23 protein-coding genes are annotated in these 21461 nt (G+C 63.4%); 11 read left to right on the top strand and 12 right to left on the bottom strand.

Features of this window, described 5'->3' with window-relative positions; all coding sequences use genetic code 11:
* Window positions 1-2: 2 nt before the first annotated feature.
* Together ycaC and JHL16_RS01525 are read right to left on the bottom strand one after the other, a co-directional pair.
* The gene (ycaC, locus tag JHL16_RS01530) at window positions 3-629 is read right to left on the bottom strand and encodes an isochorismate family cysteine hydrolase YcaC (RefSeq protein ID WP_210345932.1); all 627 of its coding nucleotides are present in this window, start codon (window positions 627-629) and stop codon (window positions 3-5) included.
* Window positions 630-652: 23 nt separating this feature from the next.
* Complete coding sequence (locus JHL16_RS01525) at window positions 653-1525, bottom strand: pirin family protein (RefSeq protein WP_200183146.1); 873 nt, start codon at window positions 1523-1525, stop codon at window positions 653-655.
* 118 nt (window positions 1526-1643) lie between these two features.
* On the opposite strand from JHL16_RS01525, the gene JHL16_RS01520 reads away from it, so the two are divergent.
* From JHL16_RS01520 to JHL16_RS01505, 4 genes are all read left to right on the top strand, one after another.
* A complete protein-coding gene (locus JHL16_RS01520; RefSeq protein WP_200183145.1) occupies window positions 1644-2558 on the top strand; it encodes a LysR substrate-binding domain-containing protein in 915 nt (304 codons plus the stop codon).
* A 95-nt stretch (window positions 2559-2653) separates the two neighbouring features.
* Window positions 2654-4174 (top strand): putative bifunctional diguanylate cyclase/phosphodiesterase, encoded by a 1521-nt coding sequence (locus JHL16_RS01515; RefSeq protein WP_200183144.1) that lies wholly within the window; start codon window positions 2654-2656, stop codon window positions 4172-4174.
* A gap of 82 nt (window positions 4175-4256) precedes the next feature.
* Window positions 4257-5111 carry an alpha/beta hydrolase family protein gene (locus tag JHL16_RS01510; RefSeq protein WP_200183143.1) on the top strand — a complete coding sequence of 285 codons (855 nt, stop codon included), beginning with the start codon at window positions 4257-4259 and terminating at the stop codon, window positions 5109-5111.
* Window positions 5112-5168: 57 nt separating this feature from the next.
* Window positions 5169-5792: a TetR/AcrR family transcriptional regulator gene (locus JHL16_RS01505; RefSeq protein ID WP_200183142.1), complete on the top strand. Its 624-nt coding sequence runs from the start codon at window positions 5169-5171 to the stop codon at window positions 5790-5792.
* 8 nt (window positions 5793-5800) lie between these two features.
* Here JHL16_RS01505 and bdcA read toward each other — a convergent pair whose 3' ends face one another.
* The gene (bdcA, locus tag JHL16_RS01500) at window positions 5801-6514 is read right to left on the bottom strand and encodes an SDR family oxidoreductase (RefSeq protein WP_200183141.1); all 714 of its coding nucleotides are present in this window, start codon (window positions 6512-6514) and stop codon (window positions 5801-5803) included.
* Between the two features lie 146 nt (window positions 6515-6660).
* Between bdcA and JHL16_RS01495 the strand changes: the two genes are divergently transcribed.
* The 4 genes from JHL16_RS01495 to JHL16_RS01480 all read left to right on the top strand — a co-directional run bounded on the left by JHL16_RS01495 (window position 6661) and on the right by JHL16_RS01480 (window position 8794).
* Complete coding sequence (locus tag JHL16_RS01495; protein ID WP_200183140.1) at window positions 6661-7185, top strand: TetR family transcriptional regulator; 525 nt, start codon at window positions 6661-6663, stop codon at window positions 7183-7185.
* Window positions 7186-7199: 14 nt separating this feature from the next.
* A complete protein-coding gene (locus tag JHL16_RS01490; RefSeq protein ID WP_200183139.1) occupies window positions 7200-7904 on the top strand; it encodes a helix-turn-helix domain-containing protein in 705 nt (234 codons plus the stop codon).
* 168 nt (window positions 7905-8072) lie between these two features.
* Entirely contained in the window at window positions 8073-8384 is a 312-nt protein-coding gene (locus JHL16_RS01485) for a VOC family protein (protein WP_200183681.1), read from the top strand.
* 14 nt (window positions 8385-8398) lie between these two features.
* A complete protein-coding gene (locus JHL16_RS01480) occupies window positions 8399-8794 on the top strand; it encodes a DoxX family protein (RefSeq protein WP_200183138.1) in 396 nt (131 codons plus the stop codon).
* A 2-nt stretch (window positions 8795-8796) separates the two neighbouring features.
* Here the strand turns inward: JHL16_RS01480 and JHL16_RS01475 are convergent, their stop codons facing one another.
* From JHL16_RS01475 to JHL16_RS01455, 5 genes are all read right to left on the bottom strand, one after another.
* Complete coding sequence (locus JHL16_RS01475) at window positions 8797-9444, bottom strand: dihydrofolate reductase family protein (RefSeq protein ID WP_200183137.1); 648 nt, start codon at window positions 9442-9444, stop codon at window positions 8797-8799.
* Window positions 9445-9545: 101 nt separating this feature from the next.
* On the bottom strand, window positions 9546-10253 hold the full coding sequence (locus JHL16_RS01470) for an acid phosphatase (protein WP_200183136.1): 708 nt from the start codon (window positions 10251-10253) through the stop codon (window positions 9546-9548).
* A 79-nt stretch (window positions 10254-10332) separates the two neighbouring features.
* On the bottom strand, window positions 10333-11625 hold the full coding sequence (locus JHL16_RS01465) for a cytochrome c (RefSeq protein WP_200183135.1): 1293 nt from the start codon (window positions 11623-11625) through the stop codon (window positions 10333-10335).
* 5 nt (window positions 11626-11630) lie between these two features.
* A complete protein-coding gene (locus JHL16_RS01460) occupies window positions 11631-12176 on the bottom strand; it encodes a (2Fe-2S)-binding protein (protein WP_200183134.1) in 546 nt (181 codons plus the stop codon).
* On the bottom strand, window positions 12173-14998 hold the full coding sequence (locus tag JHL16_RS01455; protein WP_200183133.1) for a xanthine dehydrogenase family protein molybdopterin-binding subunit: 2826 nt from the start codon (window positions 14996-14998) through the stop codon (window positions 12173-12175). Before JHL16_RS01455 ends, JHL16_RS01460 begins: the two co-directional genes overlap by 4 nt.
* A 172-nt stretch (window positions 14999-15170) precedes the next feature.
* On the opposite strand from JHL16_RS01455, the gene JHL16_RS01450 reads away from it, so the two are divergent.
* The 3 genes from JHL16_RS01450 to JHL16_RS01440 all read left to right on the top strand — a co-directional run bounded on the left by JHL16_RS01450 (window position 15171) and on the right by JHL16_RS01440 (window position 16968).
* Window positions 15171-15776 (top strand): winged helix-turn-helix domain-containing protein, encoded by a 606-nt coding sequence (locus JHL16_RS01450; RefSeq protein ID WP_246770732.1) that lies wholly within the window; start codon window positions 15171-15173, stop codon window positions 15774-15776.
* Between the two features lie 12 nt (window positions 15777-15788).
* The gene (locus JHL16_RS01445; RefSeq protein ID WP_200183132.1) at window positions 15789-16580 is read left to right on the top strand and encodes an SRPBCC family protein; all 792 of its coding nucleotides are present in this window, start codon (window positions 15789-15791) and stop codon (window positions 16578-16580) included.
* Between the two features lie 106 nt (window positions 16581-16686).
* Window positions 16687-16968, top strand: a complete 282-nt coding sequence (locus JHL16_RS01440) for a hypothetical protein (RefSeq protein WP_200183131.1) — start codon at window positions 16687-16689, stop codon at window positions 16966-16968.
* Window positions 16969-17254: 286 nt separating this feature from the next.
* Here the strand turns inward: JHL16_RS01440 and JHL16_RS01435 are convergent, their stop codons facing one another.
* The 4 genes from JHL16_RS01435 to JHL16_RS01420 form a co-directional block, all read right to left on the bottom strand.
* Window positions 17255-18460, bottom strand: coding sequence for an NAD(P)/FAD-dependent oxidoreductase (locus JHL16_RS01435; protein WP_200183130.1), 1206 nt, complete (start codon window positions 18458-18460; stop codon window positions 17255-17257).
* Between the two features lie 50 nt (window positions 18461-18510).
* Window positions 18511-19341, bottom strand: a complete 831-nt coding sequence (locus JHL16_RS01430; RefSeq protein WP_200183129.1) for an alpha/beta fold hydrolase — start codon at window positions 19339-19341, stop codon at window positions 18511-18513.
* 137 nt (window positions 19342-19478) lie between these two features.
* Window positions 19479-20414, bottom strand: a complete 936-nt coding sequence (locus tag JHL16_RS01425; RefSeq protein WP_200183128.1) for an MBL fold metallo-hydrolase — start codon at window positions 20412-20414, stop codon at window positions 19479-19481.
* A gap of 130 nt (window positions 20415-20544) precedes the next feature.
* The gene (locus JHL16_RS01420; protein ID WP_200183127.1) at window positions 20545-21441 is read right to left on the bottom strand and encodes a helix-turn-helix domain-containing protein; all 897 of its coding nucleotides are present in this window, start codon (window positions 21439-21441) and stop codon (window positions 20545-20547) included.
* Window positions 21442-21461 lie beyond the last annotated feature (20 nt).

The following is a 21461-nucleotide window of genomic DNA, read 5'->3' as shown; positions in this document are numbered from 1 at the left end:
TCCTATTTCTTCAACGCCAGCATCGAATAGCTGGTCATCAGGTTGCGATAATCCGGGATGTGGTTGGCGAAGAGCGTGCCGAGACCCTCGACATCGTTGCGCCAGTCGCGATGCAGCTCACAGGCGACGCCGAACCAGGTCATGAGCTGGGCACCGGCCGCCGACATCCGATCCCAGGCCGAGTGCCGCGTGATCTCGTTGAAGGTGCCCGACGCGTCGGTGACGACGAAGACGTCGAAGCCTTCGGCCAGGGCCGAGAGCGCCGGGAAGGCGACGCAGACTTCGGTCACGACGCCGGCGATGATCAGCTGCTTCTTGCCAGTCGCCTTGATCGCCTTGACGAAATCCTCATTGTCCCAGGCATTGATCTGGCCGGGGCGCGGGATGAAGGGCGCGTCGGGGAACGTCGCCTTGAGCTCAGGCACCAGCGGACCGTTCGGCCCGTCCTCGAAGCTGGTGGTCAGGATCGTCGGCAGCTTGAAATAGCGGGCGAGATCGGCAAGTGCCAGCACGTTGTTCTTGAACTTGTCGGGATCGATGTCGCGCACCAGCGACAGGAGCCCGGTCTGATGGTCGACCAGCAGCACCGCTGCCTGGTCCTTGTCGAGACGCTTGTAAGTCTTGGACATAGTCATTCTCCTTGGGTTGTGGCTTAGGCGTTTTCCGTGATCGACCCGAAGCGGCCGCTCTGGAAATCGGTGATGGCCTGGCGGATTTCGTCCACGCTGTTCATGACGAAGGGGCCATGCATGACGACGGGTTCGTCGATCGGCTCGCCGCTCAGGACGAGCAGCTGAGCGTCACCGTCGGCCGCGATCGCGATGGCGCCGCCCGCACGGTCGAATAGGGCGAACTGCGCCTCACCGGCGGTGGTGTCGTCATTGACGCGGACCGAACCCTTCAACACGATGACCGCCAGCGTGCGGCCTTCGGGCAGCGTCAGCTCGGCGCGCTTGCCGCGCTTGAGTGAAACATCCCACACATCGATCGGCGTGAAGGTGTGCGCCGGGCCCTTGTGGCCCTGATAGTCGCCGGCGATGACACGCAGCGTGCCGGCACCGCCGGCGAGCGCGACCGAGGGAATGTCGCCGGCGAGCAGGGCCTGATAACCAGGCGTCGCCATCTTGTCGCAGGCGGGAAGATTGACCCAGAGCTGCACCATTTCCAGCGTGCCACCCTTGGCGGTGAAGGCCTTGGAATGGAATTCCTCATGCAGGATGCCATTGGCGGCGGTCATCCACTGCACGTCGCCGGGGCCGATGACGCCGCCGCGGCCAGTCGAGTCGCGGTGCTCGACCTCGCCCTCATAAACGATGGTCACCGTCTCGAAGCCCTTATGGGGATGGACACCGACGCCGCGCGGCTGATCCGTCGGCTCGAACCTGGCCGGGCCGGCATAATCGAGGAGCAGGAAGGGGCTCATATGCTCGCCATGGCTCGCATGCGAGAAGAGGGAGCGGACCGGAAAGCCGTCGCCGACCCAGTGGGGCCGGGTGCCGCCGTAAATTCCTAAGATCTTTCTCATCTGATGTCTCCTTGCGGGATCCCTGAGGGATCGTGGTACGGAGAACATATGGCTGCACCAAATCTGGCGGTAGACAGCCTTCTCGGGCTATAATGTCCTGAATTTAGGACAATTGGCCATGCAGGACCTCAACGACCTCCGTTTCTTCGTCGATGTCGTGGAGCAGAACGGCTTCGCGGCCGCCGCCCGCAAACTCGGCATGCCGCGCTCCAGGCTCAGCCGGCGTATCGGTCTGCTCGAGGAGCGCCTCGGGGTCCGACTGATCCAGCGCTCGACGCGGCGTTTCGCGGTCACCGAGATCGGTCGCGAATATTACCAGCATTGCGTGGCGATGATGGTCGAGGCGGATGCGGCGCAAGAAGCCATCGACCGGATGAGATCCGAGCCACAAGGGACGGTGCGGCTGGCCTGTCCCTCATCGGTCATCTATTTTCATCTCGGCGAGATCATCGCACGTTTTGTGGCCGATTGTCCGAAGGTGAACATACAGCTCGAAAGCACCAACCGGCGCGTCGATGTCATCCGCGAGGGGTTCGATCTGGCGATCAGAGTGCGTTTTCCGCCGCTCGAGGACAGTGATCTGGTGATCCGCAAGCTGGCGGAAAGCACGCAGCGGCTGGTGGCGGCGCCGGCAATCGTCAAGGACTTGCCGCGCGCGCTCGTGCCGGCGGATCTCGCTCTGCTGCCGAGCCTCGCCTGGGAACCGGCGCGCCCGGAACATGAATGGCGGCTCGAAGATGCCGATGGCGCCATGAGCATCGTCCGCCACCGGCCACGCTTCGTGACCGAGGACATGGTGGCGCTCAAGCTGGCGACGCTTCAGGGCGTCGGCGTCTGTCAGCTGCCCACCTTCGTCGTGCAAGAGGATCTGCGCGCCGGACGTCTGGTCGATGTGCTGCCGGGCTGGGCGCCGCGCTCAGGCATCATCCATGCGGCCTTCCCCTCGCGGCGCGGGCTGCTGCCGTCGGTCCGTGCTCTGCTCGATCGTCTTGCCAAAGAATATGCCATTTTGGAACAGGCCGGAGCGGTGTGAGCGATGAACATCCCATGCTATAGCGGCGCAAGGCTTTGGCGATGTTTCGATTCCACAATGAAGAGGCTCTCTTGTCGCGCATCTGGAGTTTCATCATGAAACACCGAGTCAGTATCCAGGATCTCGGCTTGCTCGCCCTTGGTCTCCTGGTGCTCGCCTACATCGCCTTCGAGATCGACATTTTCCTCGTCGCGCCCAGCGCGACGGCGGCCGAGCGGATCGTCGAGCTCGATGAAGTGCTGCTGATCGGCGGCGTCCTGGCGATAGGTCTCTTCATCTTCGCGATGCGCCGCTATTTCGATCAGAAGCGCGAGATGGCGCGGCGTATCGCGGCCGAGACCCGCACTCGCGAGCTTGCGTATCAGGACCCGTTGACCGGGCTCGCCAACCGCCGGCAATTCGAGGAGGCGTTGCATACCGCCGTCGCCTCGCCGCCGTCCGCCGGTCTCGCACATGCGGTGTTCCTGCTCGATCTCAACGGCTTCAAGCAGGTTAATGACAATTATGGCCATGGCGTCGGCGATGAGGTGCTGCTCCATGTCGCCTCCCGATTGTTGCGCGCGGTGCGCGAAGGCGATCTGGTGGCCCGGCTCGGGGGTGATGAGTTCATCATCCTTGCCCTGCATCTTCTCGGCGCCGAGGCCGCCGGGAGCATCGCGCTGCGCATCATCCACGAACTGTCGGAGCCGATCGGCACCGGCCGCAGCCGGCATCAGATCGGCGCCGGTATCGGTATCGCGCTCCTGCCCGACGATGCGCTCAGCGGTGTCGAGGCGATGCGCAAGGCCGACGTGGCGCTCTATCGCGCCAAAGCGGAGAAGCGCTCGACCTTCCGCTTCTTCGAAGAGGAAATGGACCAGCTCATGCGCGAGCGCGCCCGCATGGAGCTCGAGTTGCGCCAAGCGCTCGATCAGGATCGTGTGCGGCCGCGTTTCCGGCCGTCTTTCGATCTGACGACGGGCCGCGTGAAAGGCTTCGAGGCGGTGCCGAGCTGGGTCGGCCAGGATGGCGAGGAAGTTCCACTCGAGCGCTTCCTGCCGATTGCCGAGGAGGCGGGGCTCATCCATGTCCTTGCGGCGCGCGTCCTGGAGCTCGCCTGTTCGGCGGCGCGGCAATGGCCGGACGGCGTGTCCCTCGCCGTCGACATCCTGCCGGCGCAATTGCAGGACCGTGAGCTCGGCAGCAATATCCTGAAGATGCTGGCGAAGGCCGAGATCGCACCCGGCCGTTTCGAGCTCGACGTGGCCGAGAGCCTGATCGTCAAGGATCTCGAGGCCGCCAAGACCGCGCTCGCGCCTCTGCGCCAGGCGGGCGTGCGCATCGCCCTCGACAATTTCGGCACCGGCTATTCCAATCTCTATCACATCCGCGAATTCGGCTTCGACAAGGTGAAGATCGATCGCCGCTTCGTGGCGAATATGAACGAGAAGGACGCGGAGAAGGTGGTGCGCGCCTTGGCGGGACTTGGGCATGGCCTGGGGCTTGCGGTGAGTGCCGACGGTGTCGTCGGCGCAACGGCGAGCCCGCTGCTCATCGAGTCGGGCATCAATGAGGGACAGCCGACGGCGAGCTTCGTCAGCGAGGAAGCGGCGCGGGATTTCTTCAAGGCCTCGTGAAGGTGAGTTAGCAATCGCGGAAACGCGTTTCCGGGGTGGGACTTGCTAGAGCGGTGAGGACCTCTTTCCCGGGAGAATGATCATGAGGCTGAGCGCGGTTCGTCTTCTGTCATTATTGTTCATCTTCTTCGGTGCCGCCGCGCAGGCGCAGGACAATCCGCCCTTGCGCCATCCGCTCGTCAGCGTCGACGTGTTGAAGGAAGAGGTGACGATCGGCCAGCGTGCCGATGGTTCGCCGGTCAAGATCACGCTGTCGACGCCCAAGGGGGAGAGCAAAGGCAAGCTGCCGGTCGTGCTTCTCATGCATGGCGGCATTCCGGCCAAGATCAAGGCGCCGGCGAGTGTCTGGCAGGTCTATCGCGACTGGGGCACGGTCATTGCCGCCTCGGGGGCGGCGGCGGTGATGTATGACCATTCGTTGGGCGTGCCGAAACGCGAGCTCGATTTGGCGCTCGGCCAGCTGGATCAGGTGCTGGCCTGGCTGGCGGCGCAGGGCGAGGGGCGGGGGCTCGACACGAAGCGCGTCAGCGCCATCGCTTTCTCGGCCGGTGGGCTGCTGGCGCCGTCGCTGATCGAGGACAAGCGTCCGCTCGCCATCACCCGCATCGCCTTGTTCTATCCCTCGACCGGGATCGTGCCCGGCAGCCCGAGCGAGCCGCTCACCAGTCCCGAGCTCGCCCAGCGGATGAGCTTGCAGAAGAGCGCAGCGGCAATCGCCGGGCGTAAGCTGCCGCTCCTGATCCTCAGGGCCGGTGGCGATCAGATGAAAGGCCTCAATGCGCTTCAGGACGAGACCATCAAGGTGCTGCTCGGCGCCGACGCGGCCGTTGAAGTGGTCAATCTGCCTGGCGCGCCGCATGGCTTCGATGCGCGCCTCGAAAGTGTCGCGGTCAAGGATGCGATTGACCGGGCGATTGCCTTCGCCACTCGGGATTAGTGCCATCAATTGACAGCATACCAACTGGTAGGTATTTTGCTTGCCGGCAGGTATGAAATGCAGACGCAAGATACGAGACACGAGTCCAAGACCAAAATTCTGGATGCCGCCTTGGATGTCTTTCGCGCCAAGGGGTACGCCGCGACGCGCATCGAGGACATCTGCGCCGAGGCGGGACTTACCAAAGGCAGCTTCTTCCATCATTTCAAAAGCAAGGAGGAGCTTGCCATCGAAGCGGCAGGGCATTGGGGCGAATATGCCTGCGCGCTGTTCGCCGCCGCACCCTATCAGGCGCTACCTGATCCGGTGGATCGGCTGCTCGCTTATGTCGACTTTCGCAAGAGTGCGATGCAGGGCGAACTCCTCCAGTTCACCTGCTTCGGCGGCACGCTGGTGCAAGAGGTCTATCTGTCCCATCCGCAGATCCGCGATGCCTGCACGGTCACTTTCGACCGGCATGGCACGGGGCTCGCCAAGGACATCGCGGCGGCGATCGACAAATATGGCAGTGACGGCACCTGGACGCCCGACAGTCTCGCGCTGCACATGCAGGCGGTCATCCAGGGCGCGCTGATCCTCGCCAAGGCGAAGCAGGACCCCGAAGCCGGGGCCCAGTGTCTCGTCCATTTACGGCGCTATATCGAGGCGCTGTTCGCCTCGGCGCGACGGGCTGCGTCGTGATGCGCCGCTCAGGCGCCGAAGCCGCCATCGATCGTCTGAAACGCGCCGGTGATCATCGCGCCATGGGGGCCGGCGACGAAGGCCGTGTATTCGGCGATCTCGTCGGCATGGATATGTCGCTTGATGGCCATGAAACTGCGCGCGAATTCGGCAAACGGGCCGTCGGCCGGATTCATGTCGCTGTCGGTCGGGCCGGGCTGCACGCTGTTGACGGTGATGCCGCGCTGGGCGAAGTCGCGCGCAAGGCCGCGGACCATGCCCTGTACGGCAGATTTGGTAAGCGCATAGGCGGCGCCACCGGCAAACGGCATGCGATCACCATTGACCGAGCCGATCACGATGATGCGGCCATTGTCGTTCATTTGACGCGCCGCTTCGACGGCGGCGTGATAGGGCGCCCGCACATTGATATCGATCATCCGGTCGATGTCATCCGGTTCGAATGTCAGCGGATCGCCGATAGCGGCGATGCCGGCATTGATGACAAGAATATCGAGAGCGCCACGGCCGGCGACGGTGGCGATCAGCGCGTCGCGGTCGGCGCTGTCGGTCCTGATGGCCTCGGCACCCGTGTCGGAACCGAGTTTCTCGGCCGCCTCCTTGGATCCCGAATAGGTGAAGGCGACTTTGCCGTTGCCCTTGGCAAAGCGGCGAACGATGGCGGCGCCGATGCCACGGCTGCCGCCCAGTACCAGGACGTTCTTTCCCGAAAAATCTGTCATTTGAGCTCTCCTTGCATTTGTGTAGTGATCGCTATATATATGGGGATGCGAGAGGCGCAAGGGTTATTTTAGTGGTCGCTACAAAAAAATTGGATCCCCGTGGCAGGCCGCGCTCCTTCGACGTGGAGGAGGCGGTCCATAAGGCGGTGCGGCTCTTTCATAGTCGCGGCTACGATGCGGTGGGCGTGGCGGAGCTGGGCGCCGAGCTCGGCATCAAGCCGCCGAGCTTCTATGCTGCCTTCGGCAGCAAAGCTGGTCTTTTCGAGCGCGCCGTCGAGCACTATTCGACGAGCGATGCGAATGTGTTCGGCCGCGCCAAGGCCTTAGGCGGCACGGTGAACGAGGTCATCGAACGCATGCTGCTCGTTGCGGCGGAAATCTATCCCGAACATGACGGTGTCGCCGGCTGTCTGGTCCTCGACGGGGCACGCAACAGCGCCGATCCGGAGGCGAGGGCCATCATCGCTTCCTATAAGAAAGCCAGCCGCACGGCGCTTCGTGATTTCATCGCGACCGGACATCCGGCCAAGGCCGAAACGCTTGCCGATCTTATCGTCATCGCGCTCGAAGGCATGTCGGGTTCGGCCCGTGACGGAGCGAGTGCCGCGGCGCTCAAATCTTTCGCGGAAGCAATCGGCCGCGCTTTCCTGCGTGAAGCCAAACAAAGCTGAGAGGAGAGCACATCTTGTTCCTCGTCTTTGACGACCGGACATCGGACTCGCCCTTCATCGAAAGGGTCTGGCGCTGTCACAGCGAGCGGGCCGGACAATTCCATTCCATCGCCTCGCCGCATTGGGAGATGGCGGTGTCACGCGTCAGGGGCAGGACCTTCCTGACCATTCGGGGGCCGGAGACGAAAGCCACGCTGGCCGATTGTCCGGCCGACGGCGAATGGTTCGGCATCCGCTTCAAGCTCGGCACTTTCATGCCGTCTTTGCCGGTGAGCGCGCTCATCGACCGCAACGACAAGGATATGCCTGACATGGCCGGGCGTGGTTTCTGGCTCGACGGCGCCGAGTGGGAATATCCCGGTTTTGAGACGGCGGAGGATTTCGTGTCGCGCCTGGTGAAGGGTGGACTCATCACCCGCAATCAGGCCATCACCGAAGGGTTCGCGGGCGATGAGCAGGCGCTGTCTCTGCGCTCGGCCCAGCGCCATTTCCGCCACGCGACCGGCATGACCCACAGCACCTTCCGGCAGATCGAACGGGCTCGGCGCGCCGTCCAGCTCCTGAAGGATGGCCATTCCATTCTCGACACGGTCCATGAAGCGGGATTCTTCGACCAACCGCATATGACCCGTGCGCTCAAGCGTCTCGTCGGCCAGACCCCGGCGGGTGTTCTGCGTCAGGACGAGCAATTGTCGTTTCTGTACAAAACAGATCCCTAGCGATGCGCTTATGGTCCGCCTCCCGCTCTGCCGATTTGCGGGATGAAAGGAAGACCCCATGCGCCAGATCAGCACTTATCTCTCTTTCAACGGCACGGCCGGCGAGGCCATGCGCTTTTATGAGAAGGCTCTTGGAACCAAACTCGACCGTCTCATCAATATGGTGACCTGCCGCCGTCGCCGCAGACACCACCGGGCCGCGCCGACAAGGTCCTGCATGCGCAGCTCACTTTCACGAATGGCGATGTCCTCATGGCGAGCGACTGGGCGGGCGGTGGTGCTTATGAAGGCATGAAGGGATTCTCGGTTACGCTCGACTACGAATCGGAGCAGGAGGCGGAGCGCATCTTCGCTGGCCTGGCCGATGGCGGACACGTCCTCGTGCCGTTGCAGCCGTCCTTCTTTGCCAAAGCCTTCGGCATGGTGATCGATCGCTTCGGGACGCCATGGATGGTCAGCGGCGGCGCGATAACAGCTTAAGGGAGCAGACAGACATGGCTATGGGCAGCAAAACAACTAACCGGATCGGCTATGGCTTGAGCGGACTGTTTGTCCTGTTCATGCTGTTAGACAGCCTCATCAAGCTGCCGCCGCTCGATGTGGTGACGGCGACATTGACCGAACTCGGTTATCCGGCCAGCCCTGCGCTGGCGCGCGGTCTCGGCATTCTGGCGCTCATCTGCACGGCACTCTATGTCTATCCGCGCACGTCGCTGCTCGGCGCCGTGCTCATGACCGGCTATCTGGGGGGCGCCATCGCCACCCACCTGCGCCTCGGCAGCCCGATCTTCAGCCATCTGCTGTTCGGCGTTTATCTCGGGCTCATCATGTGGGGCGGTCTCTATTTGCGCGACGAGCGCCTGCGCGCATTGTTTCCGTTGCGGAGCTGACCTCAGCCTTGTTTCTTGATGATCAGGTGCGTGGCGGCCGGCGTCGCGACGTGGTCGGCACACACATAACCGAGCGCCGGCAGGTCGAGACCGGCGAACAGGTTTTCGCCGCGGCCGAGCAGGATCGGCGACTGCGCCAGATGCATCTCATCGATGAGGCGGGCTTCGAGATATTGCCGGACGATGGCGACACCGCCGCCGATGCGAACATCCTTGCCCTTCGCGGCTTCCTTCGCCTGCGCGAGCACCGCCTCGATGCTGTCGCTGACGAAGTGGAAGACATTGTCGCCTTCCATGGTCAGGGACGGGCGTTTGTGATGCGTCAGCACGAAGACCGGCACATGATAGGGCGGGTTGTCGCCCCACCAGCCTTTCCAGCTCTCATCCGGCCAAGGGCCGCGCACGGGTCCGAACATGTTGCGGCCCATGATCCAGGCACCGATATTCTCGAAGCTCTTCTCGGCGAAGTCGTTGTCGACGCCGTCGGTTCCCCGGTCCTTGCCAAGCATCTTCTGGAAGGTTTTGGTCGGAAAGAACCACCGATGGAGGTTCTCTCCTTCGACGCCGAGCGGGTTCTCGAGGCTCTGGTTGGGACCGGCGCCGAAGCCGTCTAGGGAGATCGTAAAAGCGCGGACACAGAGTTTCGACATGTGGCACCCCTAAACTGATTGCTTTATGCAATCAGTTTAGGGGGCTGACTGGGTATTTGCAAGTTTGCCTACCGACGGTCCGCGCCAGGCGTAAGGGTCTTCTAATGCGCGAGGTCGGGGAGGCCGAGCGAATGACGCAGCTCCGTCCGCGCTTCCGCGAACTCGGCCTTGAAGTCGTCATGCCGCATGATGGTGGCGGCGATGACGCTGCCGGCAATGCGGCCCATCTCGACATCGGAACGATAGTGAATGCCGCCGACGATGCGGTTATTGCCGTAGTCCCAGGCGCGCGCCATGATCTCCGCCTTCTTCTCCGGGACCATGTTGGACAGCACGATGCCCATCAGCGTGCCGACCGTGGTGTGGCCTGAAGGCCAGGCGCCGGAATTGGAAATCTTCACCGCCGGCTTGACCAGGTCGCTCAACTGATGCGGACGCGGACGCTTGAAGACGTCCTTGGCCGGATCGACGACGGCGCCTTCGGTCGCCACGACGCGATCGAAGAACGCGGAGAACTTCGGTAGTCTATCCTTGTTGAACTCGGGTCCCATGACGTTGGCGAAGCGCCAGACATCCTCGACCGCGTCGGCTTGCGCGTTGGCGACCATTTCCGGCGTGCGGGTGACCTGAAGAGTCAGAACCTCGCCGAGCTCCGCCTTGGTCTGCGCCGAGTCGTTGGCTGGCGGCGGCGGCAGTATCGTGACGAGATCGATTTCCTTGGCATCGGCGAAGGGCTTGGCCTCTTCCGCCTGGACGGGGGTCAGGCCGGTGAGGATGAGGACGGTGAGCAGGGGAAGAAGCTTGCGCATTGTGATCTCCATGAGCGCGTGGCTTCCACCAGCTAGCGCCGCGCTTATGTCAGTCCCGTGACGGCCAGACCCTTGCCGCTCACTCGTCACGCCGGATTGCCGCGACATCCTCTGCCTTGGCGCTCGGCGTCTCGCCGCCCCATTCGGCGCGCAGCCAGTTGGCGAGATCGGCCACTTGCCGGTCGTCGAGCTGATCCTTGAAGCCGGGCATGGGCTGCATGCGCTCGAGACCCGGGAAATGCTGGCCAGGGATACCGTTGAGCACCGTGTGGATGAGGTTGCGGGCGCTGGCGAGCCGGAGCGATGCATTGGTCGACAAGGGCACCACCACATGCGGAATGCCCTGGCCTTCGATACCGTGGCAACCCGAGCAGAGCGCCAGATAATTGCCGCGCGCCGCCGTGGCGAGCTCCGGCGCCACCGCGACCGGCTTGGGCTGAGTGGGGGAGGCAGGCTTGTCAGGCAGCTTGTCGAGGTCGAACAGATAGGCCGACAGCGCGGCGAGATCCTCACCCGTCATATATTGGGTCGAGAAATGCACGACCTCGAACATCTGGTTGGTCATGGCGCCTTGCGCCGAGATGCCGGATTTCATGAAGGCCGGCAGCAGCACTGGATCGAAGCCCATGCGTGCCAGGCCGTCCTTGGTGATGTCGGGCGCGACGACACCTTCGAGCACCGCGCCTTTGAGATATTCACTCGCCTTCATGCCCTGCATGATGTTTCGCGGTGTGTGGCATTCGCCGCAATGGCCGAGCGCGTCGACCACATAGCGGCCGCGATTCCAGATCTCCAACCGCGCCGCGTCGAGCGGCGGCATGTCGGCGGGAAGGTTCACGAGATTCCAGAAAGTCAGAACCCTGCGGATGTTGAAGGGGAAGTTCAAGTCGTTCGGCTTATTGGCCACCTTCATCGGTGGCCGGCTCATAAGATAGGCATAGACCGCATCGACATCCTCGGCCGTCATCAGACGGTAGGAGGCATAAGGCATGGCCGGATAGAGATGCGTGTCGCCCTTGCCGACGCCGTCGCGCACCGCGCGGTGGAATTCGGCCCGCGTCCAGTTGCCGATGCCATGCTCCTTGTCGGGCGAAATATTGGTGGCGTAGATCGTGCCGAAGGGCGTCGTGAAAGGCAGGCCGCCGGCCCAGGGCGCACCGCCCTTGGCGGTATGGCAGGCATAACAATCGGCGGCGACCGCGACATAGGCGCCGCGCACCGCCAGGGTCTTCATCTGCTCAGGGCTCAAAGGCTGGTCGACGTCCTTCGCCACCACGCTCTTCTCGAACAGGCCGAAGAAGACGCAGCCCAGCACCAGCAAGGCGAGCAGGGCCAGCACGATCGCGGTCCACAACACGGTGCGTTTGTTCATGACGATTACGCTTTGATGAGGCCAGGGGTGTTGAGGATGACGTCGCGCACCGCCTCGTAATAGCGGACATAGCCAGTACAGCGGCAGATATGCTTGTCGAGCGCTTCGCTGATGGCGCGCTCAAGATCGGCGCGCGCCACGGGCTGGCGTTTCAATTCGTCGAGCAGCACCGTGGCGCCGGTTACGAAGCCCGGCGTGCAGTAACCGCATTGGAAGGAGAAGTGCTCGATGAAGGCCTGCTGCACCGGCGACAGCTGGGTGATGGCGCCGCTCGCATCGCGTTTCGCATGGCCTTCGATGGTGCGCACCTTCCGGCCTTCGAACCAGTGCGCGCCGGTAATGCAGGTGCGCATCTCGGCGAGCGTGCCATCGTCATTCTCGACGATCACCGTGCAGGCATGACAGATGCCCTGGCCGCAGCCCATGCGGGCGCCGGTGAGATTGAGATATTCATAGAGGAAGTCCTGCATCATCATGGTGTCGGGCACATCCACCGGGTCGACGGCCTTGCCGTTGACGGTGAGCGACAGCTTCTTGAGCGCGATCGTCATGCCAGCGCCTCCCTGATCTTTTCCGCGGTGATCGGCAAAGAATAGAAGCGCCGGCCGATCGCCTGCGCGACCGCATTGGCGATGGCCGGCACGATGGCGATCATCACCACCTCGGCGATGCCCTTGGGCGCGTCGGTCTCCGACAACGGTGCCAGGATCTCGGCGGTCTGCGACCACACCGCGACATCCTTCGAGCGCGGCAGCTCATAACGGTTCCAGTTCCAGGTGCCGTCACCTGGACCGTCCTCGTAAAGCGGCAGATACTCCTTGAGCGCATGGCCGACCCCCATGGCGATGCCACCCTGGATCTGGCCCGAGACGAGCTCCGGTACGATCTGGGTGCCGCATTCCATGATCGAGTGATGCGACAGGAGCGTCACCTCGCCGGAGCCGATATCGACCACGACCTCGGCAAAGGTCGCCATCGGCGCGTAGTAAGTGACGCCGGCATTGTTGCGCTGGGTGGGCGGATAGGCGACGCCGGCGCGGTCGACGAACTGCCAGCCGTCGAGCGTCTGCAACGCTTTGCGATCAGCCGGCGCGCCGTCACCATATTTGACGGCCAGCGCATCGACCGGCAGTTTGTGACGTCCGGCGCCCGGAATATCGAACTCGGCTTCCGCCCATTGCCAGCGGTTGAAGCTGTGCACGGTGACGCCGGTGATGAGACCTTGCCGATGCGCCTCGGCGGCGACATCGCCAAGGCTGAGCGGCGGCAGGCCGCCGGCATTGACCATGCCATGGGCGAGACGCAGGTCCTCGCGCCTGACCGTATAGGGCGCGATCGCGCCGCCGCCGATGCCGCGCGACCACAGCGCCAAAGCGGCGGGCCAGATGGCGAGATCGAGCAGCGCGCGGGCCGCCTCGCGCGTCGCATGGCCCAGATAATAGACGCTGTTGGTGGCGCTCATCGGCGAGGTGAAGCTCGGCGTCCAGCGTGGATTCTGCTTGCGCTGGTCTTCGTCCGCCTGGCTCATCGTATAAGGCTCTTCAGTGGTCTCGAGCGGCATTTGCGGCCAGACCACCTTGGCGTAGTGAGTCTCATCCGGCACGCGGCCCAATATGTCGCCGACCATGATGGCCTGCGACGTCGTGGTGCCGGTGCCGATCTCATGCGCCACATGGGCGAAGCTCAAGCGCCCGGTCGCATCGAACTCGATCGAGGCGATGGCGGCCTCGGCGCCCGTGCCATAGTCCTTCTGGACATGGCCGTAGCCGACGCCATAACGCTTGCCGGGATTGGCGGCCTCGAATTCGGCCTTCTTCGTCAGACGGTCGCGCCACAGCGGATGCTGGCGCGCCTTCAGCAGGATCTCTTCATTGCGCAAGGCGCCGGCAGGGATCGCGCCTTGCGTGTTCTTCATGCCGGACTTGAAGACATTCGCGAGCCTGAGATCGATGGCGTCGACGCTCAAAAGCTCGGCCGCCTCGTCGATCATCATCTCGGTCGCCGACATGGATTGCAGCGTGCCATAGCCGCGGGTCGAGCCCGCATCGACGGCGCGCGAGGCGATCGCCGCGCCGGAGAAATCGCTCTTCGGCAAATAGTAGATCGATTGCGCCGCGGTGGCACCGACGAATCCGACCGAGAAGGAGAAATTGGCGCGCCCGCCGCCGTCATTCTTGAAATGCCCGGTCATGGCGCGGATCTTGGCCGTGGCGCGGTCGATCACCAGCACGTTGTCCATCCAGAAAGCGTGCCGCTTGAGGCCCATCTGGAACTGCTCATAGCGGTCATTGGCGAGCCGCACCGGCCGGCCGTCGCCATAGAGCCCGGCCAGAACGCAGAAGAACGGAAAGATCGAATGGTCCTTGGTGCCGTAGCCCACCGTGTAGCCGGCCTTGAGATCGACGGTGCCCAGCTTGAATTTCGACTTCGAGACCAGGATGGCGGCGACCTCGGCCACCTCATAAGGCGACTGGGTCGCCACCATCATATGCAGGATGCCGGTCGTGGGATCGTACCAGACATTGCCGTTGTCGGCCTCCATCGCCGAGGCATCGACCGACTGCGAGAAATACTGGTGTTTGAGCACCAGGGCATCCTGGCCGGCGGCGGCGATCTCTTTCTCGATCTCGGCGGCGGCTGTCATGCCGCGCGCCATCGCATCGCCGTCCCCGGCCGGAGGCCAGGCGGGATCATCGCCCGAAAAGCCGCCATAGATCACCGTATCCTTGAGCGGTGAATATCTGTCTTCGGCAAATGGATTACCGCCATCGATGCGGACGTAGCGCGCCGCGCCATAATGCGGCGGATGCGAGTAGGGTGCCTTGGCGCCGTAGCGCACCACCCTGTCGTCGAAACGCAAGAGACGCTTGGCTGCGTCGTAGCGGGCAAAGTCGTGATAGACGAGCAATGCCACCGGCTGGCCGAGAAGGCGGGCCGTCTGGCCTTTGGGCACCAGAAAGACGTCGCCATAGAAATTGCCCGGCACGGGAATGACGATGCCGTCGGCGACGAGATCCTCATGCAGCACGAGCCGGTCAGGCTTGAGATCGTCGCCGAGGATGCTCAGTTCGACGCCTTCGAAAATCTGATCCGCCTTGGTCGCATGCAGCAGGAAGGCGTGCGACTGCTCCTTGGGCCACCCGTCGAGATCGCGGGCGCGGTAGTCGCGCGCGAAAGTCTTTTCGCCAGTGACCTTGGCGATGGCGTCGAGACGGTAGCGGGGCCTTCCGTCGGGCTTTAGCCAGTCCGGCCCGGGATGCGGCGGCGTTTCGATGAGACGCGCCTGCGCTGGCGCGGTGAGGAAGGAGACCTTGATCGCGGCGCCCGCGGCGACACCGGTTTTGAGAAAATCCCTGCGTGAAACATGTGCCATCGTCGCGTTCCCTTGAATTCGGTACTGCTGTCGGGCTGGCAGCCGGCATGAGTCTCACACGTAGTTTAGGTCCGACTTCAGAAGCAGTGCAATCGATCATCCGGGATGGCTGTCATGTCGGTTAACTGCAGGTCCGGGCGCCGATATCCAGTATTGACAAGAAAAATTGTCAATGCGAGCATCCGTCATGCTCGATCTCGATGTCCTCGACGATCCGGCCGCCGCGGCAGTGGTGCTGGATCCGATCAAGAGCCGGCTTCTGGCGGAGCTCGGCGTGCCAGGCTCGGCCGCTTCGCTTGCCGCGCGCGTGGGCCTTACGCGACAGAAGGTGAATTACCATCTGCGTGCGCTGGAAGAGCACAAGCTCGTCAGGCCGGTTGAAGAGCGGCACTGGGGCGGCATCACCGAAAGGCTGATGGTGGCGACGGCAAGGTCATATGTCGTATCGCCTTCCGCTCTGGGCCGGATCGGCGCCGATCCGGCGCGCAACAATGACCGGCTGTCGGCAAGCTACCTCATCGCGCTCGCGGTGCGGATCGTGCGTGAGGTCGGACAATTGTGGCGCGGCGCCCGCAAAAGCGACAAGCGGCTGGCGACCTTGTCGATCGATACGGTCATCCGGTTCAAATCGCCCGTGGAGCGGGCCGCCTTCACCCATGACCTCGCCCAAATGATCACCAAGCTGGCGGCGCGTTATCACGATGAAACGGCGACGGACGGGCGGGCGCACCGGCTCGTGGTTGCCTCCTATCCGGCGCCGCCGGAAGCGAAATCCTGAAAGGAAGAGACGATGCCGATCAAGAAAGATGGAAGCGGCAAACGCTGGGTGGAAATGGAGTTCCTGGCCCCCGGAACACCGGAGCAGGTGTGGGAGGCGATGGCCGGCACCGGCAATGCCGCCTGGTTCACCAAGGCCGAGATCGAGGGGCAGGTGGGCGGCAGCTTCCATCTGGACTTCGGACAGGGGGCGACGTCATCCGGAAAGGTCACGGCCTGGGAGCCGCCCAATCATTTCGGCTATGTGGAATTCGGCTGGGCCGAGAACGCGCCGCCGGTCGCGACCGAGATCACCATCACTGCGCGCTCGGGCGGCACGTGCGTCGTGCGCATGGTGCATTCGCTCTTCACTTCGTCGGACGACTGGGATGATCAGATGGAGAGCTTCGAAACCGGCTGGCCGGGCTTCCTAGGCGTGCTCGGAATCTATCTCGGGCATTTCGCCGGGATGAAGGCTGCCTCCTTCATGGCGATGCAGAGCACCGATGCGCACCGTCTCACAAGCTGGAAGCGTCTCCTCGGCGATCTCGGCCTCACCGGCGCCGATGTCGGCGAAGAACGCGCTATATCCGGACCCGAATCCGTGTCGGCTATTATCGAGCGGATCCATCAGGACGGGAAGCAGCGTTATGTCCTGCTGCGGCTCGACAAGCCCGAACCCGGCGTCGTGTTGATCGGCAGCTACGATAAGGGCTCCGGTACCAATGTGAGCGTGTGCCGCTATTTCTATGGCAATGACGCGGAGGCGCGCGCCGCCGCCAGTGAGCCAAAATGGCGCGAGTGGCTGAAGCGGGACTCTAAATGAGGCGTGCTGGCGAGAGCGCAACAGCATCAGATGAAGCTTGACGACATCGGCCGCCTGGTATCAGTCTCTCGGCTCCATAGCCAAGGCATAGCTTCAGGATCTCTGTATGAATATTCTAACCGATGATATCGTGGAGAAGGGGGCAAGGGCGCTTCATGAGCTTGGCCATGACCCCTTGGAGGCTTGCCGAGCAGAAGCGCGCGCCTGTCTCGCGGCTGCTCTGCCGGAGATAACGGAAGCCTGCGCGAAGGTGATTGAAGAGACGCCCAGCCGTCTGTTTGCCATGACACATCACGAGACAATGGTGGCCGACCGGAGCCTGAACGCCGTAAACGTCAAGCGTGAGCTGGCGGATCGGATCCGCTCGTTGGCGGGAAGCGCCGTATGAGGCGTGTTGGCTCGTAATCGGTGAGCTGCGGGCGGCCAGCGCCGAGGGGAGGCCGCCCTGCATACCCTATCGCAGCGGTGGCTCCAGGCTCGTAAGCTCCTCGCTCGCGGCGGCCGAAATAAACGGAAGCGACAGGCGGCAGCCGGAACATTGCGCTTCATCGTGCCGCCCTGCCGCCGGGCATGATCCGGCGCAAGGCAGCAGCGTGCCGCAGGGTGTCGATGATTGCACTATTGCCTGAAACATTGAAGTGACCTCCATTTGGTTGCTGGGGACAGGTGTTGGATCAGAGATCGGTCACGCGTTGCGGATCGGCGGATGCGAGCGCTGCGGCGCGCATGGGTTTCGGCGGGTAGATCCAAACCGTGTTGATCTCCTGTTTGATCTTTTTCGCGTCTGCGCCAACATGCTCGACCTTGCGGTCCCATCCGCGCGTGAACAGCGCGCCGGCCTCACCGAGGTCGAGGCAGGTAACGTAGGCTTTCTGGTGATAGGGGGTGGGTGCTTCGCCGAGCAGTTCCGCCGCCGCGTTGTTGCCGGCGAAGGCCCCCATGCGCGTCGCGTGCTGGCAGGACATCAGCGCGTAGTTGCCGTCGTCGTCGCAGGCGGCCCTGGCGGCGTCACCTGTCGCGAAAACACTCGGGACGCCGACGACCCGCAGCTCGCGGTCGACGACGAGGCGACCAAAATTATCGCGCTCGCCGGGCACCTGGGCGGTGAGGGGAGCGGCGCGGATTCCGGCGGCCCAGATGACAGTCGCAGTCTCGATACGCTCGCCGCTGGACAGCGTGACACTCGTCTCATCAAGCGCGACTATCCCGGCACCAAGACGCGTTTCGACGCCGAGCGTGCGAAGAGCCTCCTCGATCACGGGACGCGGACCGGCGCCCATATCGGGTGCAATTGCCGTATTGCGGTCGGCGATGATCACCCTCGTCTTCACGTTCTCACCGAGCACCGCGCGAAGCCGGGCAGGCATCTCTGTAGCCGCCTCCAGCCCTGTGAAGCCGCCGCCGGCAACGACGACAGTGTTGCGCGCATCCGATGCCGGCCGGCTGGCCAGGCTCTTGAGGTGACCGTCGAGCGCGACGGCGTCCTCCAGGCTGTCGACACTGAAGGCGTGCTGGGCAAGGCCCGGTACGTTCGGACGGAACAGCCGGCTGCCCGTCGCGATGACCAGACGATCGTAGTTGATGGACCGGCGCCCGCCTTCGGGCGTAGCCACGACAACCGAGCGGCGCGGGGTTTCGACGCTCTCAGCGGTTCCACGGACATAGGTGACGTCGATGGCCTTGAAGACGTCGAGCAGAGGCGCCGTCAATGTCTCGGGCTTGGGCTCGTAGAGGCGGGGCCGCACCACTAAAGTCGGCTCCGGCGCGACGAGCATGATCTCCAATTCTCCCGGCGTCACGCCTTTGATGTCGCGAAGGCGGGCCGAAGAAAGTGCTGCATACATGCCGGCGAAGCCGGCACCGATGATGACAAGTCTCATGGGAGTTCTCCATTCGATTTAAGCGCACTCGTGCGGGTGCGGTGAGCGGATCAGGCCGTAATGAATTTCAGGAGGTCGGCAGTGATGATATCTGCGTGGGTCGTGCACATGCCGTGCGGGAGCTGCTCGTAGATCTTGAGCGTTCCGTTCTTCAGGAGCTTCACCGACAGAAGTGCTGAATTGGCGATGGGAACGATCTGATCATCGTCGCCGTGCATCACAAGCGTGGGAACGTCGATGGCCTTCAGATCATCGGTGAAGTCCGTTTCCGAAAACGCCTTGATGCCGTCGTGCTGCGCGTTGGCGCCACCCATCATCGCCTGGCGCCACCAGTTCCAGATGACGGCCTGGGACGGCTTCGCGCCGGGACGATTGTAGCCATAGAATGGTCCGCTCGCGAAATCGACGTAGAACTGCGAGCGATTGCTTGCGAGGTCTCTGCGCAGTCCATCGAACACTTCGAGCGGCAATCCTTCGGGACTTGCCCGGGTCTTGAGCATGATCGGAGGTACCGCGCCGATGAGGGCGAGCTTGGCCACGCGACCCTTGCCGTGCCGGGCCACATAACGCGCGGCTTCGCCACCGCCCGTCGAATGTCCGATATGAATGGCGTTGCGCAGGTCAAGATGCGCGATGAGGGCTGCGACATCCGCCGCGTAATGGACCATGTCATGCCCGTCGGTGATCTGACTGGAGCGGCCGTGACCGCGGCGGTCATGGGCGATGACGCGATAGCCCTTGCCGAGGAAATACAGCATCTGCGTATCCCAATCGTCGGCGCTAAGCGGCCAGCCGTGGTGAAAGACGATGGGTTGAGCGGTTTTCGGGCCCCAATCCTTGTAGAAGATCTGGACACCATCCTTGCTGGTGATCGTGGTCATCGAATGAATCCTTTGGTTTGAGAAATGTGGCGCGCGTGGCCGCAGGCGCAGCGCGGGGGCGGGACGGTCGACCTGCTCGCGACAGAGGAGCCGAAGCCGGTCGACCGGATGTTCAAATGGTGGCAGTCAGCTGACGGTCAGTAGTCCCAGAAGACCGGTACCCAGCGAAAGGCGTCGCCATCGATCGCCACCCGGCCAACGGAAGGGAAGGGCAGGTGAGTGGCCATCAGCATCTCGCCGGTCTCGGCCATCTCCCGCAACAGACGGACCCGAACGCGCGCCGCCTCCTCGGGATCATGTTCGAAGCCGTTGTGCCAGTCGGGCTGATCAAAACCGACCGCGAACACGGCGTCGCCGGCGAATGTCAGGCCTTCGCCGGACGCCATACGTACCACGCTGTGCCCGGGCGTGTGGCCGCCGGTGCGATAGACGACCACACCTGGCGCCACCTCATGCTTCTCGTCGAACGTCCGCAGATGGCTGTGGTACTCCTTCGCGAACCGCTTGGCGGCTGAGCGAAGCGCGTCCGGGAAGCCCGGCGGCATGGATGTGTGGGAGAAATCGGGCGACTCCCAGAATTTGACCTCGGCGGCCGCGACGTGGATCCGCAGGTCCGGACGCAGCCGCTCCTTCATGCCATCGACGAGCAGCCCGCCAATGTGGTCCATATGCATGTGGGTAAGCACGACGTCGGTCACGGATGCGAGGTCGATGCCGGCAGCCTCCAGTCGTTTGACCAGCTGGCCGGCCCGCGGCAACTGCAAGTCCGGGTCGAAGCCCAGCCCGGCGTCGATGAGTATGGTTCGGCCGCCGCTGCGCACCAGGACTGCGTTCAGCGGCCAGTCGCAAGCATCCCGCGGCAGGAACATGTCGTCCAGCCAGGCCGCCCGGACGGCCGGGCTGGCATTATGCCCCAGCATCTCGGTCGGGAGCGGCAGAACGCCATCGCTGATCACCAGCACATCGATCTCGCCGATCCGCAGCGCGTAGCGCGACGGAACCAGCTCCTCGGGCTTCGTTCTGTCGGGATTTGAGATGGTGTCCAAACTCAGTTTTGTCGTTGCGTCCAACATTTCAGGATCTCCTTTGGTTACGGTGCTGAGCCCGTTCGTTTCGCCCGAGGCGTGCGGGCATGGAGGTGATTTAGCGAAGCGCGTCAGCGGCCACGCCAGAGCGATTGCGGCAATTGCAGAGGAATTGCGGTTAAGTCGCCATGCGCCGAAATTCGCTGGGAGATATCCCGGTCAGCTTCTTGAACGCCGCGGCGAAGGCCGTCTGGGACGCATAGCCAAGCGCCATGGCGACCGCGATGATCGACATGGACGGATCGCGCAGCATCGCCTTTGCCTGCTCCAACCGGTGCTGCCGGAGCCAGACATGCGGCGACTTCCCGGTGCTTTCCTTGAACGCACGGCAGAAATGAAAGCGCGACAAGCCGGCATCCGCGGCCAAGGCGGCCAACGAGACATCCGCATCGCTTTCCGAGCGAAGGCGCCCCAAGGCGCGGCGTAGAATTCCGGGCGGGAGCCCGCCCGACGCCGGTCTGGGTATGAGCGGCATCTCGGAATGCGCTGCCAACAGGCGGGTTGCCAGCAGGTCTGTCAGTTGCTGACGGAACATGACGTCGAGCGTCGTGTTGCCCTCGACCGCTTCCGACGCCGTGGCGAGCAGGCGCGCCGTAATCGGGTCGAGATGGCCGGTTCGTTCCAGAAGCTCGGCCGGCAATGCACTGTCGGCTTCGGCAGCTACGCGTTCGATCGTTGCGTGAGGAAGATACAGCTGAACGACATCGACGTCGCCGGCGATGTCCCAGCGCGCGCTCGTGCCTGCCGGGATGATCGTCACAACCCCTGGGCGTGCCACGCCAGTCGCTACGCTGCGACCCGTCCGGCGCTCCAGGGGTTGCATCGTGTCGATGTATGTCATGATCACATGATCGGCCATTGGCTGAACAACGTCATGCAGGGCGCCATGTTTCCAATGGGCGATCGTGCCGGAAGACGGGTCGAGACCGGATACGATGTTGAGCGGCTCGGTCTTCAGAACGCGGCCCATTTCCGCATCGGCCGGACGCCGCCGTTCCTCCTTTTCCTCGTTCATGGCAGGCCTCCAATGTGACG

The organism is Taklimakanibacter albus (genome assembly GCF_016595235.1).
Taxonomy (GTDB): Bacteria; Pseudomonadota; Alphaproteobacteria; order Rhizobiales; family Aestuariivirgaceae; genus Taklimakanibacter; species Taklimakanibacter albus.
Note: the sequence above shows the minus strand (reverse complement) of the source record. Positions and strands in the feature narration are given on the sequence as shown.